This is a genomic window from Catellatospora tritici (assembly GCF_019083965.1).
GTDB lineage: Bacteria > Actinomycetota > Actinomycetes > Mycobacteriales > Micromonosporaceae > Catellatospora > Catellatospora tritici.
In genome coordinates this window covers 281,852-305,413 of the sequence record NZ_JAHRCY010000003.1, presented here as the reverse complement: position 1 = coordinate 305,413, position 23,562 = coordinate 281,852, and the positions used below count along the sequence as shown (strand labels likewise).

Annotated in this window: 22 protein-coding genes; 5 read left to right on the top strand and 17 right to left on the bottom strand. The window is 72.0% G+C overall.

The window, feature by feature from the left end; all coding sequences use genetic code 11:
* Window positions 1-33 precede the first annotated feature (33 nt).
* The 5 genes from KUA19_RS08580 to KUA19_RS08560 are packed head-to-tail and all read right to left on the bottom strand — an operon-like array spanning window position 34 to window position 4,645.
* On the bottom strand, window positions 34-618 hold the full coding sequence (locus KUA19_RS08580) for a TetR/AcrR family transcriptional regulator (protein WP_217395607.1): 585 nt from the start codon (window positions 616-618) through the stop codon (window positions 34-36).
* 11 nt (window positions 619-629) lie between these two features.
* A complete protein-coding gene (locus KUA19_RS08575) occupies window positions 630-1,841 on the bottom strand; it encodes an acyl-CoA dehydrogenase family protein (protein WP_217395606.1) in 1,212 nt (403 codons plus the stop codon).
* Window positions 1,842-1,843: 2 nt separating this feature from the next.
* The gene (locus tag KUA19_RS08570; protein ID WP_217395605.1) at window positions 1,844-2,881 is read right to left on the bottom strand and encodes a phosphotransferase family protein; all 1,038 of its coding nucleotides are present in this window, start codon (window positions 2,879-2,881) and stop codon (window positions 1,844-1,846) included.
* Window positions 2,878-3,813 (bottom strand): LLM class F420-dependent oxidoreductase, encoded by a 936-nt coding sequence (locus KUA19_RS08565; protein WP_217395841.1) that lies wholly within the window; start codon window positions 3,811-3,813, stop codon window positions 2,878-2,880. Before KUA19_RS08565 ends, KUA19_RS08570 begins: the two co-directional genes overlap by 4 nt.
* 58 nt (window positions 3,814-3,871) lie before the next feature.
* Window positions 3,872-4,645, bottom strand: coding sequence for an SDR family oxidoreductase (locus KUA19_RS08560; RefSeq protein ID WP_217395604.1), 774 nt, complete (start codon window positions 4,643-4,645; stop codon window positions 3,872-3,874).
* Between the two features lie 160 nt (window positions 4,646-4,805).
* Here KUA19_RS08560 and KUA19_RS08555 point away from each other — a divergent pair, with 160 nt between their 5' ends.
* Window positions 4,806-5,591, top strand: coding sequence for an SDR family oxidoreductase (locus KUA19_RS08555; protein ID WP_217395603.1), 786 nt, complete (start codon window positions 4,806-4,808; stop codon window positions 5,589-5,591).
* A gap of 15 nt (window positions 5,592-5,606) precedes the next feature.
* On the opposite strand, the gene KUA19_RS08550 is transcribed toward KUA19_RS08555, so the two are convergent.
* Complete coding sequence (locus KUA19_RS08550) at window positions 5,607-6,404, bottom strand: hypothetical protein (RefSeq protein ID WP_217395602.1); 798 nt, start codon at window positions 6,402-6,404, stop codon at window positions 5,607-5,609.
* A gap of 313 nt (window positions 6,405-6,717) precedes the next feature.
* On the opposite strand from KUA19_RS08550, the gene KUA19_RS08545 reads away from it, so the two are divergent.
* Window positions 6,718-7,164: a hypothetical protein gene (locus KUA19_RS08545; RefSeq protein WP_217395601.1), complete on the top strand. Its 447-nt coding sequence runs from the start codon at window positions 6,718-6,720 to the stop codon at window positions 7,162-7,164.
* Window positions 7,165-7,305: 141 nt separating this feature from the next.
* On the opposite strand, the gene KUA19_RS08540 is transcribed toward KUA19_RS08545, so the two are convergent.
* The 4 genes from KUA19_RS08540 to KUA19_RS08525 form a co-directional block, all read right to left on the bottom strand.
* Entirely contained in the window at window positions 7,306-7,764 is a 459-nt protein-coding gene (locus KUA19_RS08540; RefSeq protein WP_217395600.1) for a MaoC family dehydratase, read from the bottom strand.
* A gap of 250 nt (window positions 7,765-8,014) precedes the next feature.
* Window positions 8,015-10,012: an endo-1,4-beta-xylanase gene (locus KUA19_RS08535; RefSeq protein WP_217395599.1), complete on the bottom strand. Its 1,998-nt coding sequence runs from the start codon at window positions 10,010-10,012 to the stop codon at window positions 8,015-8,017.
* Between the two features lie 353 nt (window positions 10,013-10,365).
* Window positions 10,366-10,959: a pentapeptide repeat-containing protein gene (locus KUA19_RS08530; protein ID WP_217395598.1), complete on the bottom strand. Its 594-nt coding sequence runs from the start codon at window positions 10,957-10,959 to the stop codon at window positions 10,366-10,368.
* Window positions 10,960-10,995: 36 nt separating this feature from the next.
* Window positions 10,996-12,246: an MFS transporter gene (locus KUA19_RS08525; protein WP_217395597.1), complete on the bottom strand. Its 1,251-nt coding sequence runs from the start codon at window positions 12,244-12,246 to the stop codon at window positions 10,996-10,998.
* A gap of 212 nt (window positions 12,247-12,458) precedes the next feature.
* Between KUA19_RS08525 and KUA19_RS08520 the strand changes: the two genes are divergently transcribed.
* Window positions 12,459-13,025: a DUF4352 domain-containing protein gene (locus KUA19_RS08520; RefSeq protein ID WP_217395596.1), complete on the top strand. Its 567-nt coding sequence runs from the start codon at window positions 12,459-12,461 to the stop codon at window positions 13,023-13,025.
* Between the two features lie 3 nt (window positions 13,026-13,028).
* Here the strand turns inward: KUA19_RS08520 and KUA19_RS08515 are convergent, their stop codons facing one another.
* The gene (locus tag KUA19_RS08515; protein ID WP_217395595.1) at window positions 13,029-13,628 is read right to left on the bottom strand and encodes a cadmium resistance transporter; all 600 of its coding nucleotides are present in this window, start codon (window positions 13,626-13,628) and stop codon (window positions 13,029-13,031) included.
* Window positions 13,629-13,792: 164 nt separating this feature from the next.
* On the opposite strand from KUA19_RS08515, the gene KUA19_RS08510 reads away from it, so the two are divergent.
* Window positions 13,793-15,766 (top strand): M28 family peptidase, encoded by a 1,974-nt coding sequence (locus tag KUA19_RS08510; protein ID WP_372451780.1) that lies wholly within the window; start codon window positions 13,793-13,795, stop codon window positions 15,764-15,766.
* Between the two features lie 131 nt (window positions 15,767-15,897).
* On the opposite strand, the gene KUA19_RS08505 is transcribed toward KUA19_RS08510, so the two are convergent.
* From KUA19_RS08505 to KUA19_RS08485, 5 genes are all read right to left on the bottom strand, one after another.
* Window positions 15,898-16,476 (bottom strand): GTP-binding protein, encoded by a 579-nt coding sequence (locus KUA19_RS08505; RefSeq protein ID WP_217395593.1) that lies wholly within the window; start codon window positions 16,474-16,476, stop codon window positions 15,898-15,900.
* Window positions 16,457-16,816 (bottom strand): DUF742 domain-containing protein, encoded by a 360-nt coding sequence (locus KUA19_RS08500; protein WP_217395840.1) that lies wholly within the window; start codon window positions 16,814-16,816, stop codon window positions 16,457-16,459. The genes KUA19_RS08505 and KUA19_RS08500 overlap by 20 nt, the downstream gene beginning before the upstream one ends.
* Window positions 16,817-16,851: 35 nt before the next feature.
* Window positions 16,852-17,259: a roadblock/LC7 domain-containing protein gene (locus KUA19_RS08495; RefSeq protein ID WP_217395592.1), complete on the bottom strand. Its 408-nt coding sequence runs from the start codon at window positions 17,257-17,259 to the stop codon at window positions 16,852-16,854.
* Window positions 17,260-17,304: 45 nt separating this feature from the next.
* A complete protein-coding gene (locus tag KUA19_RS08490) occupies window positions 17,305-19,686 on the bottom strand; it encodes a sensor histidine kinase (protein WP_217395591.1) in 2,382 nt (793 codons plus the stop codon).
* 209 nt (window positions 19,687-19,895) lie between these two features.
* A complete protein-coding gene (locus KUA19_RS08485; protein ID WP_254548986.1) occupies window positions 19,896-21,101 on the bottom strand; it encodes a M20 metallopeptidase family protein in 1,206 nt (401 codons plus the stop codon).
* Between the two features lie 238 nt (window positions 21,102-21,339).
* Here KUA19_RS08485 and KUA19_RS08480 point away from each other — a divergent pair, with 238 nt between their 5' ends.
* The gene (locus tag KUA19_RS08480) at window positions 21,340-21,897 is read left to right on the top strand and encodes a GNAT family N-acetyltransferase (protein ID WP_254548984.1); all 558 of its coding nucleotides are present in this window, start codon (window positions 21,340-21,342) and stop codon (window positions 21,895-21,897) included.
* A gap of 295 nt (window positions 21,898-22,192) precedes the next feature.
* Here the strand turns inward: KUA19_RS08480 and KUA19_RS08475 are convergent, their stop codons facing one another.
* Window positions 22,193-23,470, bottom strand: a complete 1,278-nt coding sequence (locus tag KUA19_RS08475; RefSeq protein ID WP_217395590.1) for an MFS transporter — start codon at window positions 23,468-23,470, stop codon at window positions 22,193-22,195.
* Between the last annotated feature and the right edge of the window lie 92 nt (window positions 23,471-23,562).

The following is a 23,562-nucleotide window of genomic DNA, read 5'->3' as shown; positions in this document are numbered from 1 at the left end:
GCCCCGAACGGTGGAGGCGGGCCGACTACCGGCCTAGGCCGGGCGCAGCGCGGCCAGCACGAAGTCGGTGACCTCGTGGGTGAGCTGGTCGGCGTCCTTGGGGCCGTCGGGGCGATACCAAACCGGGATCTGGTTGACCATGCCGAAGACCATCAGCGTCACCGTCTCGGCCGAAGCGACCGACGCCAACTCGCCGCGCGCCTGGCCCCGGTCGATGACCGCGCGGAACGTCTCGTGGTAGCGGCGCCGGTCGGCTCGGATCGCCTCGCGGCGCTCCTTGTCCAGCCGGTGCATCTCGCGGCCGAAGACCGCCGCCTCCTGGGCGTGGGCGGCGGTCGTGGAGACCAGGCTGGCGATGACCGCGCCCACGGCGTCGGCCGTGGGCATCTGCCGGGCCACGATCGCGTCCAGTTCGGCGAGCTGGAGCGAGATCAGGTGGTGGTAGATCTCGTAGAGCAGGTCGTCCTTGGAGCTGAAGTAGTGGTAGAGCGCGCCCTTGGTGACCTGGGCACGCTCCACCACCTGCTGCACCGACGTGGCGTCGTAGCCCTGCCCGGCGAACAGTTCCACGGCGGCGGCGAGCACCCGCTCGCGCACCCCCGGCCGCCGACCCGCCACGCCGTCTCCTGTCATCGGTACTGTGCCAACTCCCGCTGCGCCACCGTGCGGCGGTGCACCTCGTCGGGCCCATCCGCGATCTGCAGGGTACGCGCGTGGGCATACAGCGAGGCCAGCGGCGTGTCCTGGGAGACGCCGGTGGCGCCGTGCGCCTGGATGGACCGGTCGATGACCCGGCAGGCCATCGCGGGCACGATCACCTTGATCGCGGCGATCTCGGTGCGGGCGCCCCGGTTGCCGACGGTGTCCATCAGCCAGGCCGTCTTGAGCACCAGCAGCCGCGCCTGCTCGATCTCGATGCGGGCGTCGGCGATCCACTCCTGCACCACGCCCTTGTCGGCGATCGGGCCGCCGAACGTGTCGCGCGACAGCACCCGGCGGCACATCAGCTCCAGGGCCCGCTCGGCCATGCCGATCAGGCGCATGCAGTGGTGGATGCGGCCCGGACCCAGGCGCGCCTGGGCGATGGCGAAGCCCTCGTGCTCGCCGCCGACCAGGTTGGTGACCGGCACCCGGACCTGGTCGAACTCGATCTCGGCGTGGCCGCCGTGGCTGCGGTCGTCGTATCCGAAGACGTGGGTCGAGCGGCGCCGGGTGACACCGGGGGTGTCCAACGGCACCAGCACCATGCTGTGGCGGCGGTGGCGCGGACCGTCCGGGTCGGACACGCCCATGACGATCGAGATCTCGCAGCGCGGGTTCATCGCCCCCGACGACCACCACTTGCGCCCGTGCACCACGTACTCGTCGCCGTCGCGGGTGATGCGCAGCGCGATGTTGTTGGCGTCGGAGGAGGCCACCTCGGGTTCGGTCATCGAGAAGCAGGACCGGATCTGCCCGGCCAGCAGCGGCTTGAGCCAGCGGTCGTGCTGCTCGGGCGTGCCGAACTGGGCCAGCAGTTCCATGTTGCCGGTGTCGGGGGCGGCGCAGTTCATCGCCTCCGGCGCCAGCAGCGGGCTGCGGCCGGACAGCTCGGCCAGGTGCGCGTACTGCAGGTTGGTCAGTCCGGCGCCGTGCTCGGCGTCGGGCAGGAACAGGTTCCACAGCCCGCGCTGCTGCGCCTCCAGCTTGAGACCCGCCATCAGCGGCGGGGAGTCCCACCGGTCCGGCTCGGCCGCCATCTGGGCCTCGAACTCGGCCTCGGCCGGGTACACCACCTCGTCGAGGAAGGCGCGCACCTGCTCGGCCAGGTGCGCCGTACGCTCGTCCATCGCGAAATCCATCGTCACTCCCCTGCCGCCGAAAGTCCCTGCTCCACCAGGTGCGGCACCATGGCGCCGACCGTCTCGAAGTCCCGGCCCACGGTCTTCCCGGCGAGGAACCGTGCGTGGATCCCCTCCAGGATGATCGCGAGCTTGTAGTACGCGAACGCGATGTACCAGTCCAGTTGGGCCAGGTCGACGCCGGTGGCCTCGGCGTACCAGGCGGTCAGCTGCCCGGCGGGCGGGAAGCCGCTGCCCGGGGCGAGCCCGCCGCCGGGGCGGGCGCCCTGCTCGGCGAGCACCGTGTACACGTGCAGCAGCCCGACGTCGGCCAGCGGGTCGCCCAGGGTGCACATCTCCCAGTCGAGCACCGCCAGCATCCGGGTCACCGCCGGGTCGAACATGACATTGTCGAGCCGGTAGTCGCCGTGCACGATCCCGGCCCGGCCGGAGTCGGGCACGGCCGCGGCCAGCCGGTCGTGCAGCCGCTGCAGGCCCGGCAGTTCCCGGGTGATCGAGCGCTGCCACTGCTTGTGCCAGATGGCGACCTGGCGGACCAGGTAGCCGTCGGGTTTGCCGAAGTCGGCCAGGCCCACCTCGGCCGGGTCGACGGCGTGCAGCGCCACCAGCACGTCGACCAGCGTCCGGCCGCAGCGCCGCGCCTGCTCGGGGGTGAGCGGGTCGTGTCCCTCGCCCCGCAGCACCACCCCGGGCACCTCGTCCATCAGGTAGAACGGCGAGCCGATCACCTCGGCGTCGGGGCACAGCAGCCAGGTGCCGGGCACGGGCACGCCGGTGTCGCGCAGGGCGCGGATCACCCGGTACTCCCGGCCCATGTCGTGCGCGGTGGGCAGCACGTGGCCCAGCGGTGGGCGGCGCAGCACCCAACGGGTGGTGCCGTCGGTGAGCCGGTAGGTGAGGTTGGACCGGCCGCCCTCGATCAGCTCCCCGCGCAGCGGCCCGGCCAGCTCGGCCCGCTGGTCCGCGGTCGGCAGGGCATCGCGCAGGTACGCGGCGAGCCGGTCGGTGTCGATGCCGGGCGGGTCGCGGTACTCGCTCATCGCGGGGCCAGCTCTCGTACGGCGCGTTCGACGTCCAGCCCCGGCAGCGGCACCAGCGCCAGCACCGGGGTGTCGATCCCGGCCTCGACGTAGCGGGCCACGTGCTCGCGGCACTGCTGGTAGGACCCGTGCACGATCAGCGAGTCGATCACCTCGGCGGGGATGGCCGCGGCCGCCTCCTTGCGCTGTCCCGCCGCCCACGCCAGGTGCATGGGCGCCAGCTGCTCGCCGCGCCCCAGCCAGTCGTGGAACGCCGCGTACACGCCCACGGTCAGGTACGCCGCGATCAGCCGCCGACCGAGGGCGCGGACGGCGTCGGCGTCCTCGCTCGGGCAGACGAAGATCCGGGCGGCCAGTTCTTTGGGGCCGAGCTCGGCGCGTACCTGGGCCACGTCCTCGACGGCGAGCCAGTTGGTGATCGCCCCGTCGGCTTCGCGCCCGGCCAGGCGCAGCATGCCCGGTCGCAGCGCGGCGAGCAGGATGCGCGGCGGCTGGGCGGGCGCCGGATCGAGGGCGAATCCGCGTACGCCGAACGTGTCGTACGCCTGGTCGATCTTCTGCCCGCCCAGCGTGGCGCGCAGGAACCGCAGCGTGTCGCGGGTGCGCTGGAACGGCTGGTCGAAGGCGGCCGCGTTCCAGCCCTCCACGATCACCGGCGAGCTGGCGCCGATGCCCAGCGCGAACCGGCCCGGCGCGAGCTGCGCCAGCGCGGAGGCGGTCATCGCGAGCAGGCCCGGCCCCCGGGTGTACACGGGCGCGATGGCCGTGCCCAGCCGCAGCGTCGGGGCGTGCTCGGCGGCCAGCACCAGCGGCGTGAACGCGTCCACACCGTTGGTCTCGGCGCTCCACACGCCGGTGTAGCCCAGCTCGGCCAGCAGCGGCAGCAGCCGCCGGTGCTCGGCCAGCGGCACCCCCGGCAGCGGTACGGTGATCTCCCAGCGCCCGCTCATCGGAGAATCCCCCGACGTGCGCTCATGGTCTCTCCGCGCATCAGCCGACCGTCACCGAGGTGCGGATCAGCGAGCCCCCGTCGACGACGAGGGTCTGCCCGGTCATCCAGCCGGACGCGGACCCGGCCAGGAACACCGCCACCGAGGCGATGTCCTCCGGTTCGCCGATGCGGCCCAGCGGCAGCACCGCGTTCATCTGCTCCTCGAACGGCTCCCACAGCGCGCGGGCGAGCTGGGTGCGCACCAGGCCCGGCGCGATCCCGTTGACCCGCACCGACGGCGCCAGCTCGGCGGCGAACTGCCTGGTCAGGTGAATGACCGCGGCCTTGGTGGCGTTGTAGTAGCCGATGCCGTGCTCGGTGACCAGACCGCCGACCGAGGCGATGTTGACGACGCTGCCGCCGTGCCGGGCCATCGAGGCGTGCCACACCGCCTGCGTCCACAGCACGATCGACAGCTGGTTGACCTGCACCGTCTTCTCGGCCCGGGACACGTCGAGGTCGACCAGCGGCCCGAAGTAGGGGTTGGTCCCGGCGTTGTTGACCAGCACGTCCACCGTGCCGAACCGCTCGACGGCCGCCGTCACGCAGGCCTGCACCTGCTCCGGCTCGCCCACGTGCGCCGCCTTGGCGAAGACCCCCACCTTCGGGTACGCCTCAGCCAGCTCCGCCGCGACCGCGTCCAGCGAATCCTGCCGCCGCGACACCAGCACCACGTTGGCGCCCTCGGCCGCCAACGCGGCCGCGATGCCCCTGCCGATGCCCCGGGAGGCGCCGGTGACCAGCGCCGTTTTCCCCTGCAGACCCGTGTCCACCTGTCCTGCCTCCACGTTTGTCCAGCGATTCGGTCCCGGCGTTGACGCGTGCACGGTCGGGCGCCTACGTTACCCACCAGACCGACCGGTCGGTATGGAGCTTGCGGGAGCCGCTGCCCGCTGTCAACCGCCGACACCCCTACCCGAACGGAGTGGGCACATGCGTGTGGCCGGTTCCACCGTCGTCATCACCGGTGCCACCGGCGGCATCGGCGCCGCCCTGGCCCGCCGCTTCGCCGCCGAGGGCGCCGCCGGCCTGTGCCTGTCCGACCGGTCCGGCACCCCGCTGGACGCCTTGGCGGCCGAGCTGACCGCCGTGGGCACCCCCACCGTCGCCGTCGAGGCCGATGTCGCCGACGAGGAGCAGGTCACGGCCCTGGTCGCCGCCGCCGAGCGGGAACTGGGCCGCATCGACCTGTTCTGCGCCAACGCGGGCATCGGCACCGGCGCCGGACTCGAAGCCGACCCGTCGGTATGGGCCGCCGCCTGGTCGGTCAACGTCATGGCGCACGTGCACTCCGCGCGCGCGGTGCTGCCCGGCATGCTCGCGCGCGGCCACGGCTGGCTACTGCACACCTGCTCGGCGGCCGGGCTGCTCAGCTCCCCCGGCGACGCGCCCTACGCGGTCACCAAGCACGCCGCGGTGGCCTTCGCCGAATGGCTGTCCATCACCTACGGCGACCGGGGCATCGGCGTGAGCGTGCTGTGCCCGCAGGGCGTACGCACCCCGCTGCTCACCGACGGGCTGACCGCGGGTAGCCCCGCCGCGCTGGCCGTGGCCCGCGCCGGGGCGATCCTGGAACCGGAGGAGGTCGCCGACGCGACCCTCGCCGCCCTGGCCGAGGGCCGGTTCCACATCCTGCCCCACCCCGAGGTCGCCGAATACGTACGCCGCAAAGCCACCGACCCCGACCGCTGGCTCAACTCCATGCGCCGCCTGCGCTGAGGCGCCGGCTCGGGGTCAGGTGGGCACCGAGATGGCGATGCGCTCGGTGGCCAGGCCGCTCGCGAGGCAGTCGGCGATCGCCTCTGCTCGGGCCGACTCCCAGTGCTCGATCCGGCCCGCGATCGCGGCGGCGATCAGGGCGAGCTCGCGGACCGTGCGGGCGTCGGCGTCGGAGGGCGGGTGCTCGCGGGCCGCCGCGTAGGCGTCGGCCACCTCGCCCGGGTCGGCCTCGGCGACCTCGACGACCTCGTCGAGGCTCCAGCCGTGGTGCACGACCAGGTTCGCCGCGTACAGGTTGCGGTTGGCCGCGACGTAGTCGAGGTGGTGCCGGGCGAAGACGATCACGTCGGCTGCCTTGTGGGCTCGGGCCAGCGGGTCGTCGGGCAGCGGCAGTTCGGCCTCGTTCAGCTGCCGGATCGCGGTCCCGCGCGCCTCGGTGAGCAGGTCCCGCAGGGCCGTGGCGAGCTGCTGGCGGCGCAGCAGTTCGTGCCCCGCGTCGTACAAGTGCTGGGGTGCGGTGGTGACGCACCACTGCGCCACCAGGCGTGGGCGTCCCTCGTGCTCGCCGTACGCGCAGATCGCCTCGGCCAGATCGGCCCGCGACCACACCCGGCTGCCGTGCAGGTATGCCGCCGCCTCGTCGCGGGCGGCCAGTGCGGTGCGGTAGGCCTGGCGGATCTCGGCGCTCACCGCACACGCGTTGAACGCGCCGCCGGAGGTGCCGAGCCGCTGCACGGCCCGAAGGTCCGCGCGGAGCCTGCTCAGATCGATGTGCGCCAGCGGGTCGCCGACGCGTGCCCGCGTCGTCTCCATTTCCGCAGTTTATCCCTGTTCTCGCACCCCCACTCCCAACCGGCGAACCCGAAAGTGGGCGCGGCTTCGAGAACGCGCTGGAAGCCGCGCCAAGATTCGTACAGGTACGCCGAAACCGCCCGTTCGCCACCGCCCGTACGAGGCCCGCTGGTCCCGAGGGGTGGGTTGGGGCGGCGGGACTGGTGGGGATGGTGTGAACTGGTTCACGAGCGCAGCGTCGGGCTCGGCGGCCAACACCCGGCCGCATCCGCCGCGTTCCCGCGCTCACCCGGGGCGTACGCGCGGCACACCTCCGCTACCCCTGGAGCACAGCGTGCAGACCTCCGCCTCCAAGCTGCGCGACGTACGCCGCCGCGCCGACCTGCTCAGCAGGGCCGCCGCCGCGTGCGCCGCCGATGTGCCGCTGCTCGCCCCGGCCGCTCGGGCCGCCGCCGCGCCGGAGTCGGCGCTGCCGCAGCTGCCACCGGAGTGGATCGAGCGCACCCGGATCGCCACCGCCGCCGAGCGGTACATCACCTACACCCGCGGCGCCGTGGAGTTGCACCTGCACACCATGCTCGGCTGGGGCGAGCACACCCCCGAACGTCAGATCGCCCAGCTCAACCTGGGCGCCTTCCGGGTCCGGGTCAGCGCCGGGACCACCTGGCGCGGCTTCGAGGCCTGCTGGAGCGACGGCACCGCCCGCCACCGCCTGGTCTGCCGCGCCCCCCTGCGCCTGGCCGACTTCCTCGACCTCCTCCTCACCCTCCACTGGGCCTGAGAAAAGGAAGGGCCCCTTCTTATCGCAATCCGCAGTAGAAGGGCCCTTCTCAACTCACGTCCGCTCCTCGAGGGCAGGCGTGGTCAAGAAGGGCCCTTCTACCTCGCAAAGCGATAAGAAGGGGCCCTTCCTTTCGTTTGGTCAGGGGCGGAAGTGAAGGCGGGTGAGGGTTTCGGCGACGCAGCAGGGCTTGTCGCCGGCGTCGGTGCCCATCGTCATCTGCGCGGCGAGCTGGACTCCGCCGGTGACCGGCTCGACCGTGAGGAACCGGGCGGTCAGCCGTACGCTCGCGCCGACGCGGACCGGGGCGGGGAAGCGGACCTTGTTGAGGCCGTAGTTGACGGCCATGGCGACGCCGTCGAACCGGTACAGGTCGCGGACCAGCAGCGGCAGCAGCGACAGGGTCAGGTAGCCGTGGGCGATGGTGCCGCCGAACGGGCCCTGCGCGGCGCGGGCCGGGTCGATGTGGATCCACTGGTCGTCGCCGGTCGCGGTGGCGAACGCGTCCACCCGCTCCTGTTCGATGCGGTGCCATGGGCCCGGCCCGATGTCCTCGCCGATCGCGGCCGCCAGGTCGTCGGGGGACGTGAACACACGCATGCCGGGCTCCTTCTCCACGCGGCTGCTCTGCCGCAAAGGCATGGTAACCGCGGACGCGTACGGCCCACCCGGGCAGTGGTGGGCCGTACGCGCGGAAGGTGAGGTCAGGTGGCGCCGCGGGCGTGTCGTCCGTGCGGCGTACCCGGGTGGGGTTGTGGGCACAACCTCACCCGGGTACGCCGGGACGTGCCGCGTCGCGGTGGCCGGTCGGCGACGATCGGGGCCGACCGGCCACCTGGTCAGCCGTGGATCACGGCGTGGTGCAGGCGAAGCCGCTCGCCGTCGAGGTGTCGCCGTTCGGGCGGCTGACCTGGAAGCCGAACGCGACGCTGGCGCCGGGCGCCACCGTGCTGTTCCAGCCGACCGGCTTGACGGTCACGTTCTGGCCGCTGACGGTCACCGTGCCGTTCCAGCTGCCGGAGATCGTGTGACCGGCGGGCAGGGTGAAGGTGACGGTCCAGCCGGTGATGCTGGAGGTCCCGGTGTTCTTGACGGTGACCGGGTCCATCACGTAGCCGTTGCCCCACGAGGTCTGCACGGTCGCGGTGACCGAGCAGCCGCCGGTGCCGCCGCCCGACAGGGTGGTGACGGTGACGGTGTTGGACACCGCCGAGACGTTGCCCGCCGCGTCCTTGGCCCGCACCTGGTAGCGGTACGAGGTGGCCGCGGACAGGCCGCTGTCGGCGTACGACGTGGTGGTCGACGTGCCGACCACGGCGAACGTGCCGCCCGAGGTGCCCGGGGCACGCAGGATGTCGTACCCGGTGACGCCGACGTTGTCGGTCGAGCCGGTCCACGACAGGCTGGTGCCGGAGGCGGTGGTGCCCGAGGCGGCCAGGTTGCTCGGCGCCGACGGGGCGGTGGTGTCGCCGGTGCCGCCGGAGGTGGTCACCGTGACGGTGTTGGACACCGCCGAGGTGTTGCCCGCCGCGTCCTTGGCCCGCACCTGGTAGCGGTACGAGGTGGCGGCGGTCAGCCCGGTGTTGGTGAACGACGTGGTGGTCGAGCTGCCGACGACCGCGAACGTGCCGCCCGAGGTGCCCGGCGCGCGCAGGATGTCGTACCCGGTGACGCCGACGTTGTCGGTCGAGGCGGTCCACGACAGGGTGGTGCTGGTCGACGTGGTGCCGGAGGCGGCCAGGTTGCTCGGCGCCGACGGGGCCGTGGTGTCGTTGTTCGGCGAGCCGCCCAGCGCGGTGTTGACCGCCGTGTACGACGGCTTGACCTGGTAGTTCTCGTCGTAGATCAGCGCCGCGCCCTCACTGGGGAAGGTGTCGGGCACCCACGAGTACTTGTCGGTGAAGCCCCAGATGGTGATGCCGGTGCAGGCGCTGACGGCCAGGCACGCGTTGACCACGTTGGTGTAGTACTGCGCCTGGGTCGCGTCCTTGGCCGCGGTGCGCGGCGTCGGGATGCGGATGTCGAGCTCGGTGATGCGCACCGTCACACCCAGCGCCGCGAAGCGGGCGATGTTCTGCTGCATGTCGCCGGGGAAGCCGTACTGCGTGGACAGGTGGGTCTGCAGGCCCACGCAGTCGATCGGCACGCCCTGGCCCTTCAACGTGTTCACCAGGTTGTACATCGCGGTGCTCTTGGCGTTGATGCCCTCGACGTTGTAGTCGTTGATGCACAGCTTCGCGTCGGCGTCGGCCGCGCGGGCGGCGCGGAACGCGTCGGCGATGAAGCCCGAACCCAGCGTGTTGTACCAGAAGCTGCTCCGGTAGCCGCCGTTCTCGTCGAAGACCTCGTTCACCACGTCCCACGACTGCACGACGGGGTTGCTGGCGAAGTGCCCGACCACGGTGGCGATGTGGTCGTTCATGGCGGTGCGCATCGCCGAGGCGGACAGGCTCTGCACCCAGCTCGGGGTCTGGCTGTGCCAGACCAGGGTGTGGCCGTGCACGACCTGGTTGTTGGCGGCGGCGAAGGTGACGATCTGGTCCGCGCCGCTGAAGTTGTACTGGTTGTCGCTGGGCTCGGTGGAGTCCCACTTCATCGCGTTCTCGGGCGTGATCTGGCTGAACTCGGTCTGCGCGATGGTCCGGTAGGCCGACTCGTTGGCCAGCGGGCCGGTGGCGGCCGCGAAACCGATGAACTTGTTCTTCGCGGCGGCCAGGGTCCGCAGCGGGGTGGCGGCGTTGGCGGGCTCGGCCGCCAGCACCGGTACGACGAACGCCGCCAGCAGCGCCGCCACGGCGACGGGCGCGAGGCGGCGGGATCGGGCGACAGGGACGCTGCGATGCGTCATTGTCTTTCCTCCTAGGGACGGGGCAGCTGTGCCGCGCCGGTCGCGGCCGACCCGGGTTGGGGAGCGGTGCGGCGTCGATCCGGGCAGATCGGCGGCGCAGCGGGGTCGGTCGCGACCGGACACGGCACACATCAATGGAAGCGCTCCCAATTGTTCGGCCGCATCCGTTGCAAGTCAACAACTTCCGGAAACTATCGGCGCCTGCCCATGTCGTCCGTCGCGACCGGAAATTTCCACGCCAGCGCGGTGCTGCGGCCACGGTCGGAGCGTCCGCGGCGCCTCAATGCAGCGGTAGATTCACGGAAAAGTACCGGAAGGACCGGGGCGCCAAAGTACCGGAAGGACCGGGGGCGTCAGCGGACGATCAGGCCGAGAGTCTGCGCGATCACGATGGCCTGGGCGTCGTCGATGACCGCCCCGGCCAGCTCCAGCTCGCCGGGCACGAACGCGGTCAGGTCGCTGCCGCGCAGGTCGGACTTGCCGAACTTGGCCTTGGCCAGGTGCGCCCCGGACAGGTCCACGTTGACCAGGGCGGCGCCGGTGCAGTCGGCGCCGTTGAGGTCGACCTCGCGCATGCGTACGCCGTCGAAGCTGGCCCGGCGCAGGTCGGCCCCGTTCAGCCCGACGAACGACCAGTCGCCGCCGACGACCCGCAGCGGCCGCAGCACGGACTCGGTGAACGTGCTGCCCACCAACTTACAGCCGGTGAACTCCGCCTCGAACAGGTTGCACCGGGTGAACGAGCAGCGCAGGAACGCCGAGTCGGTGTGGTGCGAGGCGTTGAACCGGACGTTGCCGAAGACGCACTGCTCGAAGACCGCGCCCCGGGTCACCGCCTCGGTCAGGTCCACCTCGTGGAAGGAGCAGCGGACGAAGCGGCGCTCGACGAACTCCTCGCCGTACCAGTCCTCGTCACGGAAGACGGCGTCCTCGGTCACCTCGGTCACCGGCCCACCCTACCGAGCCCGCGGCCCGGCCGGACCTCAGGCGGTCGCGACGGCGACCACCTGGGGCTCACCGGCGGCGCTGCGCAGCGCGCGTACCGCGGGCAGGGTGAGCAGCAGCAGCGAGACGGGCACGCCGACCGCGGTCATCGCGAACAGGGTCGGGCGCATGCCGAAGGCGTCCGCGGCCGGACCGGCCACCGCCAGCCCCACCGCCATCAACCCGGTCGACACCAGATGGTCGTACGAGCTGACCCGCGACAGCGACGCCTGCGGCACGTGCTCCTGCAGCGCGGTCTCCCATAGCGTGAACGCCAGCGACACGGCCACCCCCGTGACCGCCTCCAGCGCCGCGATCACGACCAGGTTCGGCCCGGCGCCGATGACCAGCGCCTGGCAGGAGGCGACCGCGAAGGCCACCGCCGCCACGATCAGCGGACGCCGCACCCGGACCCGCAGCGCGACCAGGTCGCCGACGATCGAGCCGACCCCGAAGCCGGTCACCACGGCCGCCCAGCCCGCCGCCCCGCCGAACTCCTGCTCGGCCAGCACCGGCCCGAGCACGAACACCGACGGCAGCACGATCACGTGGTACACCGAGACCACGCCCATGGTCGCCCACAGCCAGCTGCGCGAGCTCACCTCGGCGAACCCGTCGCGCAGCTGCCGCAGGAACGGGGCGTGCTCGGCGGCGCTCTCCGCGGCGCGCGGGCGCAACCGCCCCAGGAAGTACGCGCTGACGGCGAAGGTCGCCGCGTCCAGCGCGATCGCCCCGCCCGGACCGAACGCGGCGATCAGGGCCCCGGCCAGCACCGGGCCGATGATCACGCCACCGGAGAAGGTGAAGCCGCGCAGGGCGTTGGCCTCCTGGAGCCGGTGCGGGCTCACCACCAGCGGCATCAGGCCGGTGGCGGCGGGGGTGAAGAACGCGTCGGCGATGCCGAACAGGCCCATCAGCACCGCCAGGTGCCACACCTGGGCCGTGCCGGACAGCAGCAGCGCCGCGATGGCGGCCTGGAGCACACCGCGGACCAGGTCACTGACGAGCATCACCCGGTGTCGCGGCAGGCGGTCGGCCCATACGCCGCCGACCAGGGCGAACAGTAGGAACGGCACGAGCGCGGCGGCGGCGACCAGGCCCACGTCGGAGGCGGTCCCGCCGATCGACAGCACCGCGAACGGCAGCGCCACCATGGTGATCCGGTCGCCGAGCACCGACAGCAACTGTCCGGTGAAGTACCGGGCGAACTGCGGCTCCTCCCGCAGCACCGAAGGCACTACCACCCTCATCGCCCTTCCCTCCCCGCAACCCGTGCCCGATCAAGATCGCGCGCAAGTCGCCGGGCAATCGGGCGAATCTTGGCTCGCCATTCGCCCGATTGCCCGGCAACTTTGATGGTCATGAGCGCTGGACGCGCCCGAAGGGCCAGGTTAGGGGCCGGGTAGCGAGGGCGGCAAACGGGTTTCCGCACGTGATCACCGGTGGCCGCTACGATGCACGCGTGTCCGCCCCCACCCCCCGCGCCGGGCGTACGGCGCTGACCGCGGTGCTGGCCCTGGCCGCCCTGACCGCGCTGGCCTGCGGCATCAAGCCCGAGCGGGCCGATGTCGAGGGCTCCGCCCCGTCCGGCACGCCCGCGTCGGCGGCCCCGACGCAGGGGCCGCCGACAGCCAAGGCCGGGCAGACCATCACCACCAGCGGCGGCCTCGGCGACAACAAGGTGTCGTACACGGTGGCCAAGGCCACCCGGCACCCGGTCGCCCCGGACAGTTCGCTGGTGCGGCCGAAGAAGGGCGTGTTCGTGGCGCTCACGGTCGAGGTGAAGGTGGTGTCGGGCAAGACCTACGCCTGCTACTGCGACTTCGCGCTGGTCGCCGCGGACGGTTCGCTGTTCGAACCGGTGCTGCCGTTCGGCTTCGACGACGGGATGCAGTCGGTGACTCTCAACAGCGGCGAGAAGGTCGCGGGGGTGGTCGTCTTCGACGTGCCGAAGGACGCGGTCACCGGGCTGCGCGCCCAGCTGCGGCCGGACCTGGCCAACGACGTGCGCGGCTACTGGACCCTCTGAGTCTCAGCCCAGCTGGGCCAGTACACCCGACTCGGCGATGATCACGACGCCGATGAGGATGAACACGGCCGGGACCAGCCAGTGCCCCGCCTTCTCCAGCATCGCGACCACATGGCGGTGCCCGCCCAGCCACGCCCCGGCCAGGCACCAGACCGCCGTGAGCACGGCGAACACGGCGACGATGACCACGCTGGCGGCGACTCCGGCGGTGCGCAGCACCGGGGTGTAGACGGCGATGTTGTCGGCGCCGTTGGCGATGGTCACCCCGGCCACGGCCCAGGCGGTGCGGGCGGGCACGGCGGGGGCGGCTTCGGCGCCGTCGTGGCGGTTGCGCAGCAGCGTGCGTACGCCCAGCGCCAGCGGCACCAGACCGAGCAGCCCGACCCACGTCCCCGGCACGACGGCCAGGCCCAACGCGGCGGCGGCCGAGACCGCGGTGAGCGCGGCGATGCCCGCGTACTGACCGACCCAGATCGCGGCCGGTCGCGGCACCCCGGAGGTGCGCGCGGACAGGAACAGCACGGTCAGCACCACCAGATCGTCGATGTTGGTGCCCGCGAAGACGCCGATCGCGGCCAGGACGGTGCCGAGCAGCTCGTTCATGGCGGGCAGCCTACGGCCCGCCCGCCACGCCCACGCTGCCCGGATCGTTCGCCGAAGCGGAGGCACAGCGTGGCACTAATTTTCACCTATTCAAATCTGTCTACTTAATGGCTTATCCTCCGCAGGACCGGCAACCCCGGCACAACCGACCGAAGGAGAACGGCGTGAGTAGACACCCGATCCTGCGCGGCCTGGCGACCCTCGCCCTGGCCTGCGCCGCGACGCTCGGCGTGGGCGTCCCCGCGCAGTCCGCGCCAGTGGCCGCACTGGCCGTCCCCGACATCTCGCTGACCAACGTCAAGGCGCACCTGCAGCAGTTCCAGAGCATCGCCACCGCCAACGGCGGCACCCGCCGCTCCACCACCGCGGGCTACACCGCGTCGGTGAACTACGTCTACGACAAGCTCGTCGCGGCGGGCTTCACCGTGGTGAAGCAGAGCTGCACCTCGGGCTGCACCTCCGGCGCGGGCCCGAACGTGATCGCGGACTGGCCGGGCGGCGACGCCAACAACGTGTACATGTTCGGGGCCCACCTCGACAGCGTCTCGGCCGGTCCGGGCATCAACGACAACGCCTCGGGCTCGTCCACCATCCTCGAGATGGCGCTCACGCTCGCCGCCACGAACCCGACCATGCTCAACCACGTGCGGTTCGGCTGGTGGACCGACGAGGAGCAGGGCCTCAACGGCTCGGAGTTCTACGCCAACAACCTGTCGTCGACCGAGCGCGCCAAGATCAAGGCGTACTTCAACTTCGACATGGTCGCCTCCACCAACGGCGGCTACTTCATCAACCGCATCACGTCCACCCCGGGTCAGGTGCTCAAGCAGTACTACGACACCAACTTCCCGGGGCTGGCACCGGAGGAGAACGTCGAGGGCGCCGGCCGGTCCGACGACGCATCCTTCAACGCCGTGGGCGTGCAGACCTCCGGAGTCGCCGCGGGTGCCAGCGCCAACAAGACGTCGGCGCAGGTCACCAAGTGGGGCGGCAGCACCGGCGACTACGACCCTTGCTACCACTCGTCCTGCGACACGTACCCGAGCAACATCAGCGACACGGTGCTGAACCGCTCCGGCGACGCCGCCGCGTACGCGCTGTGGACTCTCGCCGTCGCCCCGGCCCCCGCCACGAACGACTTCTCGATCTCCGCCTCGCCCACCTCGGGCAGCACCACCGCGGGCGGTTCGGTCACCTCGACCATCGGCACCGCCATCACCAACGGCGGCGCGCAGACGGTGAACCTGACCGCGTCGGGGCTGCCCACGGGCGCCACCGCGTCGTTCAGCCCGGCCTCGATCAGCTCGGGCGGCTCGTCGACGCTGACCATCAGCACCACGGCGAGCACCCCCACCGGCACATACCCGGTGACGGTGACCGGCACGGGCCCGGACGCGACGCACACCGCGACCTACACCCTGACGGTGGCCGGTCCGCCCGGCTGCACCAGCTCCAACGGCACCGACGTCACCATCGCCGACCTGGCCACCGTCGAGTCGTCGATCACGATCTCGGGCTGCAGCGGCAACGCGGGCTCGGCGAGCACGGTCGAGGTGCACATCGTGCACACGTACAAGGGCGACCTGGTGGTGAACCTGATCGCACCGGACGGCAGCGCGTACCTGCTGCACAACCGGGCGGGCGGGGCGACCGACAACATCGATCAGACCTTCACGGTCAACCTGTCGTCGGAGGTGGCCAACGGCACCTGGAAGCTGCGGGTGCAGGACGCGGCGTCGGGCGACGTGGGGTACCTCAACTCGTGGACGCTGGGACTGGGCGGGACGGTGCCACCGTCCTGCGGCGGGACCAACGGGACCGACGTCACCATCCCGGACAACACGACGGTGAACAGCCCGATCACGGTATCCGGCTGCACCGGCACCGCGTCGGCGACCTCGACGGTCGAGGTGCACATCGTGCACACGTACAAGGGTGACCTGGTGGTCAGCCTGATCGCGCCGGACGGCAGCGCGTACGTGCTGTCCAACCGGGCGGGCGGGTCGGCCGACAACATCGACCAGACCTTCACCGTCAACCTGTCCACCGAGACCCGCAACGGCACCTGGAACCTGCGAGTGCAGGACGCGGCGACCAACGACACCGGGTACATCAACACCTGGACCCTGACGCTGTAACCGCGCGTCCGCAAGACTCCGCGGCCCCGGGCATCGCACCGCCCGGGGCCGCGGTCTGCTCTGGTGAGGGGGTTAAGGAGGTGCCCTTCCTCAACGTATTCCGATAAGAAGGGGCCCTTCCTTACCCGGGGTCAGGCGGGTTGGGGGGCGGACATGACGTGCTCCAGCAGGGCCACCAGGATCTCCTTCACCGAGTCGCGGCGGCGGGCGTCGCACAGCCGCACCGGGACGTGCGGGTCCAGGTTGAGGGCCTGCTCGACCTCGTCGGGCCGGTAGACCTTGGCGCCGTCGAAGCAGTTCACCGCCACCACGAACGGCATGCCGCGCTGCTCGAAGTAGTCGATCGAACCGAACGCGTCCTCAAGGCGACGGGTGTCGGCCAGCACCACGGCGCCGATCGCGCCGTGCGCCAGCTCGTCCCAGACGAACGCGAACCGCTGCTGGCCCGGCGTGCCGAACAGGTACAGCACCAGCTCCGAGCTGATGGTGATCCGCCCGAAGTCCAGCGCCACGGTGGTGGTGTTCTTGCCCTCCACCCCGGACACGTCGTCCACACCGACGCTCTCGTCGGTCAGGTACTCCTCCGTCAGCAGCGGCGCGATCTCACTGATCGTGTCGACGAGGGTGGTCTTGCCCACGCCGAAACCGCCCGCGACCAATATCTTGAACGCGGACGGCAGTGGCGCGGTGTCAGAGTGCTCGGATCCCATCGATGACCGCCCTGAGGATGTCCTGGGTTGGCAGATGCCTGAGGTCCACCGGCGGTCGCCGGCGGATGAGTCGCCGCTCGGCCAGGTCGGCCAGCAGCACGCGTACGGTGCCCGCAGGCAGGCGCAGCCGCGCGGAGACCTCCGCCACCGACTGCGGCCGCTGGCACAGGCGGATGATCTCGGCCAGTTCGGTGCCCATGCCCGCGTCCATCGAGAGCATCGGCCTGGTCGCCACGACCAGCTCGATCAGGTCGAAGTCGCCCTGGGCGGGGCGGGTGCGGCCGCCGGTCATCGCGTACGGGCGCACCACCGGCCCCGCGTCGTCATCCAGCCACCGCATGCCCTCGGGCACCGGTTCGACCGCCTCGGCGGCGCTCACGCGCCGCTGCTTCGAACCGGGGCGGTCAGGAACTGGCCAACCCGCACCACCAACATGGCCATCTCGTAGGCGACCATCCCGGCGTCGGCCTCGCGGCTGGCGACCACCGCCAGGCAGGCCCCGTTGCCCGCCGCGGTCACGAACAGGAACCCCGAGTCGGTCTCGATGACCGCCTGGCGGACCCTGCCCCGGCCCAGGTGCCGTCCAGCACCTCTGGCCAGGCCGAACATGCTGGCCGCGACCGCCGACAGGTGCTCGGCGTCTTCGCGGCCCACCCCGCTTGAGGCCGCCATCATCAGGCCGTCGGAGGACAGGACGATGGCCTTGCGCACCTGGGCCACCCGGTCGACGAAGTCGTCGGCCAGCCACGCCAGGTCCGCCACCGCGCTCGTTGTCTGCTCCACGTGCATCGTGCTTTCCCTTCCGGTGGTTGATCGCCATGACCGGGTTCAGGACCGGTCGGCCGGTGGCGGGGGTGGGGCCGCCGGTGGAGATCCGTTTACGGACATCAGGCCGGCCTCGCGGCGGCCTCGTTCTGATCCGCTCTGGAACGACGAGAACAGGGCCCTTACCTGTTCCTCGCGCAGTCCCGGCAGGTCGGCGACGGTGTCTGGACCGTCGTCGTCAATGGGTTCGGCCTCCACCTCGATCGCCTCGGCGGCGGGGACCGACGGTGCGGTCTCCTCGGTTCCCACCGGGTGCGGGGAGGGGCGGCGCTGGCGCACCGGCAGGCCGGAGACGGTGAAACCGGTCGTGGCGGCGCCGTCGCGCGGGGCCGGGATGCGGGCCGGGGCCGGCTCAGCCGGTTCCGCGCCCTGCTCCTCGGTCGGTTCGGCGGCCGCCGACCCCGACGGCCGCGGCTGCGGCGTACGGGGCGCGGGCGGGAGGGCGGGCACCACCGGCAGCTCGCCGCTGGTGTCGGCGTCGTCGGCGCCGAAGGGCCCCTGCGGGGTCCAGCCCTCGGCCAGCAGCGACGCCGGGATCAGCACCACCGCGGTGGTGCCGCCACCACGACCGTGCTGCAGCCGTACCTGCACGTGGTGCCGCTGGGCCAGCTTGCCGACCACGTACAGGCCCAGGCGCGGAGTGCCACTCAGGGAGAACTCGACCGGGCGGGACAGCTGCTCGTTCGCCTCCGCCAGGTCGGCCTCGGTCATGCCCAGTCCGGCGTCGTCGACCTCGATCACGTAGCCGCTGCCCACCGAGGAGCCACCGACGTGCACCTTCGAGTGCCGGGGCGAGAACGACAACGCGTTCTCCATCAGCTCGGCCAGCAGGTGGATGATGTCGCCGACGGCGTACCCGGCCAGGCCCACGGTCTCGCTCGGGCGCACCTCGATGCGCGGATACTCCTCGACCTCGGCGACCGCGCCCCGGATCACGTCGATCATCGGCACGGTGCGCCGCCAGCCCCGGCCGGGCACCGCCCCGGCGAGCACGATCAGGTTCTCGGCGTTGCGGCGCATGCGGGTGGCCAGGTGGTCGATCCGGAACAGCTCGTCGAGCTCGGCGGAGTCGTTGGTGCGGCGCTCCATCGCGTCGAGCATGCCCAGCTGGCGGTGCACCAGCGTCTGGCTGCGCCGGGCCAGGCTCAGGAACAGGTCGCGTACGCCGCTGCGCAGCTCGGCCTGCTCGACGGCGGTGCGGATCGCGGTCTCCTGGGCGGTGTTGAACGCCTGGCCGAGCTGCCCGATCTCGTCGCCGCCGAACGCCGCGATCGGCGGCGCCTCGGCGGCCACGTCGACCTCCTCGCCCTGGCGCAGCCGCTGCACCACCCGCGGCAGCCGTACCGTGGCCAGTTCGTTGGCGGCGTCGCGCAGTTGGCGCAGCTGGGCGACGATGGCGCGGGCGGTGGTGATCGACAGCACGATCGAGGCGATGACGGCGATCAGCCCGAGCCCGGCGGCGAGGATCAGCCGCACGACGGTCCACACGATGGGCCCGCGTGAGCGGTCGATGGCGGCCTCGGCCAGGTCGACGTCGAGGTCGGCCAGTTCGCCCAGGGCCGGGTCGAAGGCCTCGCGCCAGGCCTGCCGCGACACTCCGGGGGCGGCGCCGTCGCGCGCGGACGAGATGACCAGGTCCTCGACCGTACGCAGGCGGGTCAGCGCGGGCCCGGTCAGCACCGGTTCGTAGATCCCGGTGTCCTCGGGCAGGCCCTGGGTGCCGATGGTGCGTACGTAGCGCTGGGCGCCGACCAGCTCGGCGAAGCGGGCCGCGTCGGCGGTGGTGAACCGCCCCGCCGCCAGCACCCCGGACATCACCGCGTCCTCCTGCGACAGCAGTTCACGGCCGCGCGAGACCGTCAGCAGATGCGAGAGCTGGTCGTTGATCTCGGGATCGTCGAAGCGGGCGATGGTGGCGAAGATCTGGTACGCGGCGGCGACCGTCTCGGTGTAGTACGTGGCGGCGTCGGCGCGGTCGAGGCGGCCGGTGTCCACGCCCATCCGTACCGGGGCGATGCGGTCGAGATGCCCCAGCAGCTCCTCGATGCGCTGCTCGGCCAGGGGTGAGGCGGCCCAGCCGACCAACGTGCCGTCGACCGACTCGCGCAGCTTGCGCGCCGCCGTGTCGGTCTCCTGCCGGGCCTGCAGCAGCTGCTCGCGAGCGCCGGTGTCACCGGCCAGCACCACCACCGAGAGGCGGCGCTCGGCCTGCAGATCGGCCACCAGCGCGTCGGTGGGGCGGCCCACGTCCTGGTCGAGTGTGTTGATCCAGAACAGGTTCAGGCCCTCGCGCATGGTCACGAAGGCCGCGAACATCCACAGCGCGGACAGGGACACCAGCAGGAATACGATCTTGGCCCGCAGGTTCGAGGTCCGGGTACTCATCACCACGCCCCAGCGACGTCAGACGTCAGTAGAAGGGTGCCGACCGGCCCGGTCCGCATCTGTTGGTGCCATCACCGATACGGAAGGTGATCGGCTCAAAGAACTCAACACGACCGCGCGGCCCCGTTGTCGCACAACGAGTGCGACATAAAGACGAACACCACACTCCAATCACGAGTGTGGCGTTCGTCGGGAAGGGAACGGGGCGGCTATCCGCGCTGCAAGCGGCGCCAGGCCAGCTCCGCCAGCAGCACCGCGCCGTCGGGCACGAGTGAATCGTCGTAGCGCGCCTCGGGCGCGTGGTTGAGCGGCGCGGTCAGCGGATCGAGCTCGGGTGGGCAGGCGCCCAGGTTCAGGTACGCCCCCGGCACCCGCTCCAGCACGTACGACATGTCCTCCGCGCCCGCCTCCGGATTCGCCATCCAGGCGAACCGGTCCGCCCCGAACACCTCGGCCACGGTCGCGGCCGCGAAGTCGGCCTCACCACCGTCGTTGACCGTCACCGGATAGCCGGGGACGTACTCCGCGTCGGCGGTCAACCCGTGCGCGGCGGCGATGTTGTTGACCACGTCCTGCACCCCGGTACGCACCCGCTCGCGGGTCTGCGGCGAGAACGACCGCAGCGTCGCCGAGAACGTGGCCTGGGCCGGGATCACGTTCTCGACCGTGCCCGCGTGGAACGTGCCCACCGTGATCACCGCCGGGTCGAACACGTCGATGTTGCGGGTCACGAACGTCTGCAGCGCCAGCACCATCTCGCAGGCGGCCGGGATCGGGTCGCGGGCGAACTGCGGCGCCGACCCGTGCCCGCCCGCCCCGCGCACGGTCACGTGCAGGGTGTCCGCCGCGGCGAGCATGGTGCCGTGCCGGGTGGTGAACTGCCCGTGCGGCAGCCACCCCGACAGCACATGCAGGCAGTACGCGCCGACCAGCGGCGTACCGGCCGCCTCCAGCAGTCCCTCGGCGATCATCGGCTCGGCCCCGCCCGGACCCTCCTCGCCGGGCTGGAACATGAACACCACGCTGCCCGGCAGCTCGTCGCGTACGGCCGACAGCAGCCGGGCCGCCCCGACCAGCATCGCCACGTGCAGATCGTGGCCGCAGGCGTGCATCGCCCCGTCGACGCGCGAGGCGTAGTCCAGGCCGCTGAGCTCCGTGACCGGCAGCGCGTCCATGTCGCCGCGCAGCAGCACCGCCGGGCCGGGACGGCCGCCGCGCAGCACCGCCGTCACCGAACTCAGGCCGGTGCCCGTGCTCACCTCCAACGGCAGGTCCGCCAGCGCCCGCAGCACCGTCTCCTGGGTACGCGGCAGGCACAGGCCGATCTCCGGGTACCGGTGGATCTCGCGCCGCAGCGCCACCAGCCCCTCTCGCATCGACTCGACGCCGTCGCGGAACCCCGGTGACACAGACATGGCGGCACGCTACCGCCCCCACCCACCCCGCGCGACCCCGTCACACCCCCCGCCTGCCCGCTCCGCCCGCCGCCCCCACCCCGCGCCACGCGGGAGCGGGCGCGGTTTCGGGGACAGTGCTGGAATCCTGAGCCTGAATGCTGCGCTTTCCTCGAAACGGCGAGCCGGGCTCACGGGAGCGGACGGGCCGGCGTCGCGGGAGCGGGCGGGCGGCAGGGGCACGGGTTAGGGTGAATGGATGATCGGCGAAGTGCTCCCTGTCGCGCGCGGAGTGGTGATGCGCACGCCCAGCCCGGCCGACGCGGACGCCATCGCGCAGGCGTACCTGCGCAATCGCGAGCACCTGCGCCCCTGGGAGCCGCAGCGCGACGAGGAGTTCTTCACCACCGCCGCACACGCCGCCCGCGTGCTCGACCAGCTCGCCCTGGCGGAGGCCGGTCACATGGCGCCGTGGCTGCTCGACGACGGCGAGCAGGTGCTGGGCGCGGTGACCCTGTCCAACATCATGTTCGGGCCGCTGCGCAGCGCCAACCTCGGCTACTGGGTCGACGCGGGTCAGACCGGACGCGGCCTGGCGACCGCCGCCGTGGCCGTCGCCTGCCGGATCGCCGACGAGCGGTTGGGCCTGCACCGGCTGCAGGCGGGCACGCTGGTCGACAACGCCGCGTCGCAGCGGGTGCTGACCAAGAGCGGCTTCGAGCACATCGGCACCGCGCGCGACTACCTGCACATCGACGGCCAGTGGCGCGACCACGTCCTCTTCCAGAAGATCCTCAACAACCGCCCCGCCTTCTGACTGCCCCGGCCCGCTCCGCCACCGGGCCCACTCCGCCGCCCCCACCCCGCTCCGCGCCGCGTCCCGGGCCCGCTTGGCTGCAGTTTCGGGGAAAGTGCTGGAATCTTGGGCCGAATTGCCGCAGTTTCCCGGAAACTGCAGCCTGAAACGGGCGGGTCGCGCGGCGCGGCGCGGGTCGTCGCGCGGCGCGGGTCGCGTCGGCGGCGTCGATCTCCTCGGTGTCGTTGCGGGTCGCGGCGCGGCGCGGGTTGCGGCGCGGCGCGGGTTGCGGCGCGGCGCGGGTCGCGGTGGGGCATCAGGCGGGTGCGGGGAGGGGTTGGTCGGGGAGCGTTGACGCGTGGCGCGGGTTGTCGACGCGGGTGGGCAGTAGCCGGGCCAGGCGGGTCAGCAGGGCGTACGCGAGGGCGCAGCAGGCGGTCAGGGTCAGCCACGGGACGGCCGGGCCCCGGTCGAGCAGCCAGGCGGCCGCGCCGGGCGTGATTGCCTTGCCGATGTTCCAGGACAGCTGGTAGACGGCGGTGTAGCGGCCCCGGACCCGGTCCGGTGCGGCGTCGGTGACCAGGCCGATCCCGGTCGGCCCCTCCAGCAGGTTGGCCACGGTCGTGATCAGCACCGCGCCGATCAGACACGGCCCGAGCAGGCTCGCCGGTACGGCGGGCAGCAGCGCGTACGCGAGGAACGAGGCGGCGAAGGCGAGCGCCGCCCAGCGCAGCACGGTGGTGCGCCGGTGGCGTTCCAGCAGACGTCCCACCACGGTCTGGCAGAGCGCGATGAGCACCGTCTCGACCGTGAACGCCACCCCGACCAGCCACACCGGCCCGTGCAGGACGTCGCCGACGTACACCGCCAGCAGCAGCGCGGGCGTGGCCATCGCCACCACCAGCAGCAGGTTCACCCCGACGAACAGCAGGTACGCCCGATCGGCCAGCACCACCCGGTACGAGGGTGTGTCCACATCGGAGGAGTGCGACGGCACCAGGGTCGCCGGGTGCCAGGTGCCGACCAGAGCCGCCAGCGCCAGGAAACTGGCCGCGTTCACCGCGACGAGCGCGGCCAGGCCGGTGCGACCGGGGGCGGCCACGACCAGTGCCGCGGCCAGCCCGCCGAGCGCGAACGCCCCGTTGCGCAGGGCGATCTGGGCACCGAGCCAGCGCGGCCGGTCGCCTTCGGGCACCACCGCGGCGGTCATCGACCGGTGCGCGACCCAGAACGTCGCGTCGCCGACGGCAGCGAGCAGCGCACACCCCGCGACCTGCCAGGCTTGCGTACACAACAGGAAGCCGCCCATCCCCGCCGCCTGCGCCAGCCCGCTGCACACCAGGGCGCGGCGCGGCCCGATCCGGTCGGTGAACGGCCCGGCCGCCACACCGAGCGGCAGTGCCGCCAGCCGGGCGGCCGTCAGCACCGATCCGATCACGAGCAGGTCGAGCCCGGTCCAGGCGCCGAGGAACAGCAGCAGGAACGGCGCCATCAGGCCGTTGCCGAGGGCGTCGATCGCCAGTGCGGTCAGCAGGCGGCCGTTGCCACGCGTACGGGGCAGGCCGAGCCGTTCAGCCAACGTCTGCGAGCTCATGCGACGAGGTTGCAGGCTCAAGCGCACTTGAGGTCAAGTTCGAGTTTGCCGATATCAGATGCCATACGGGTAAGGTGATCGCAAACCGTGAC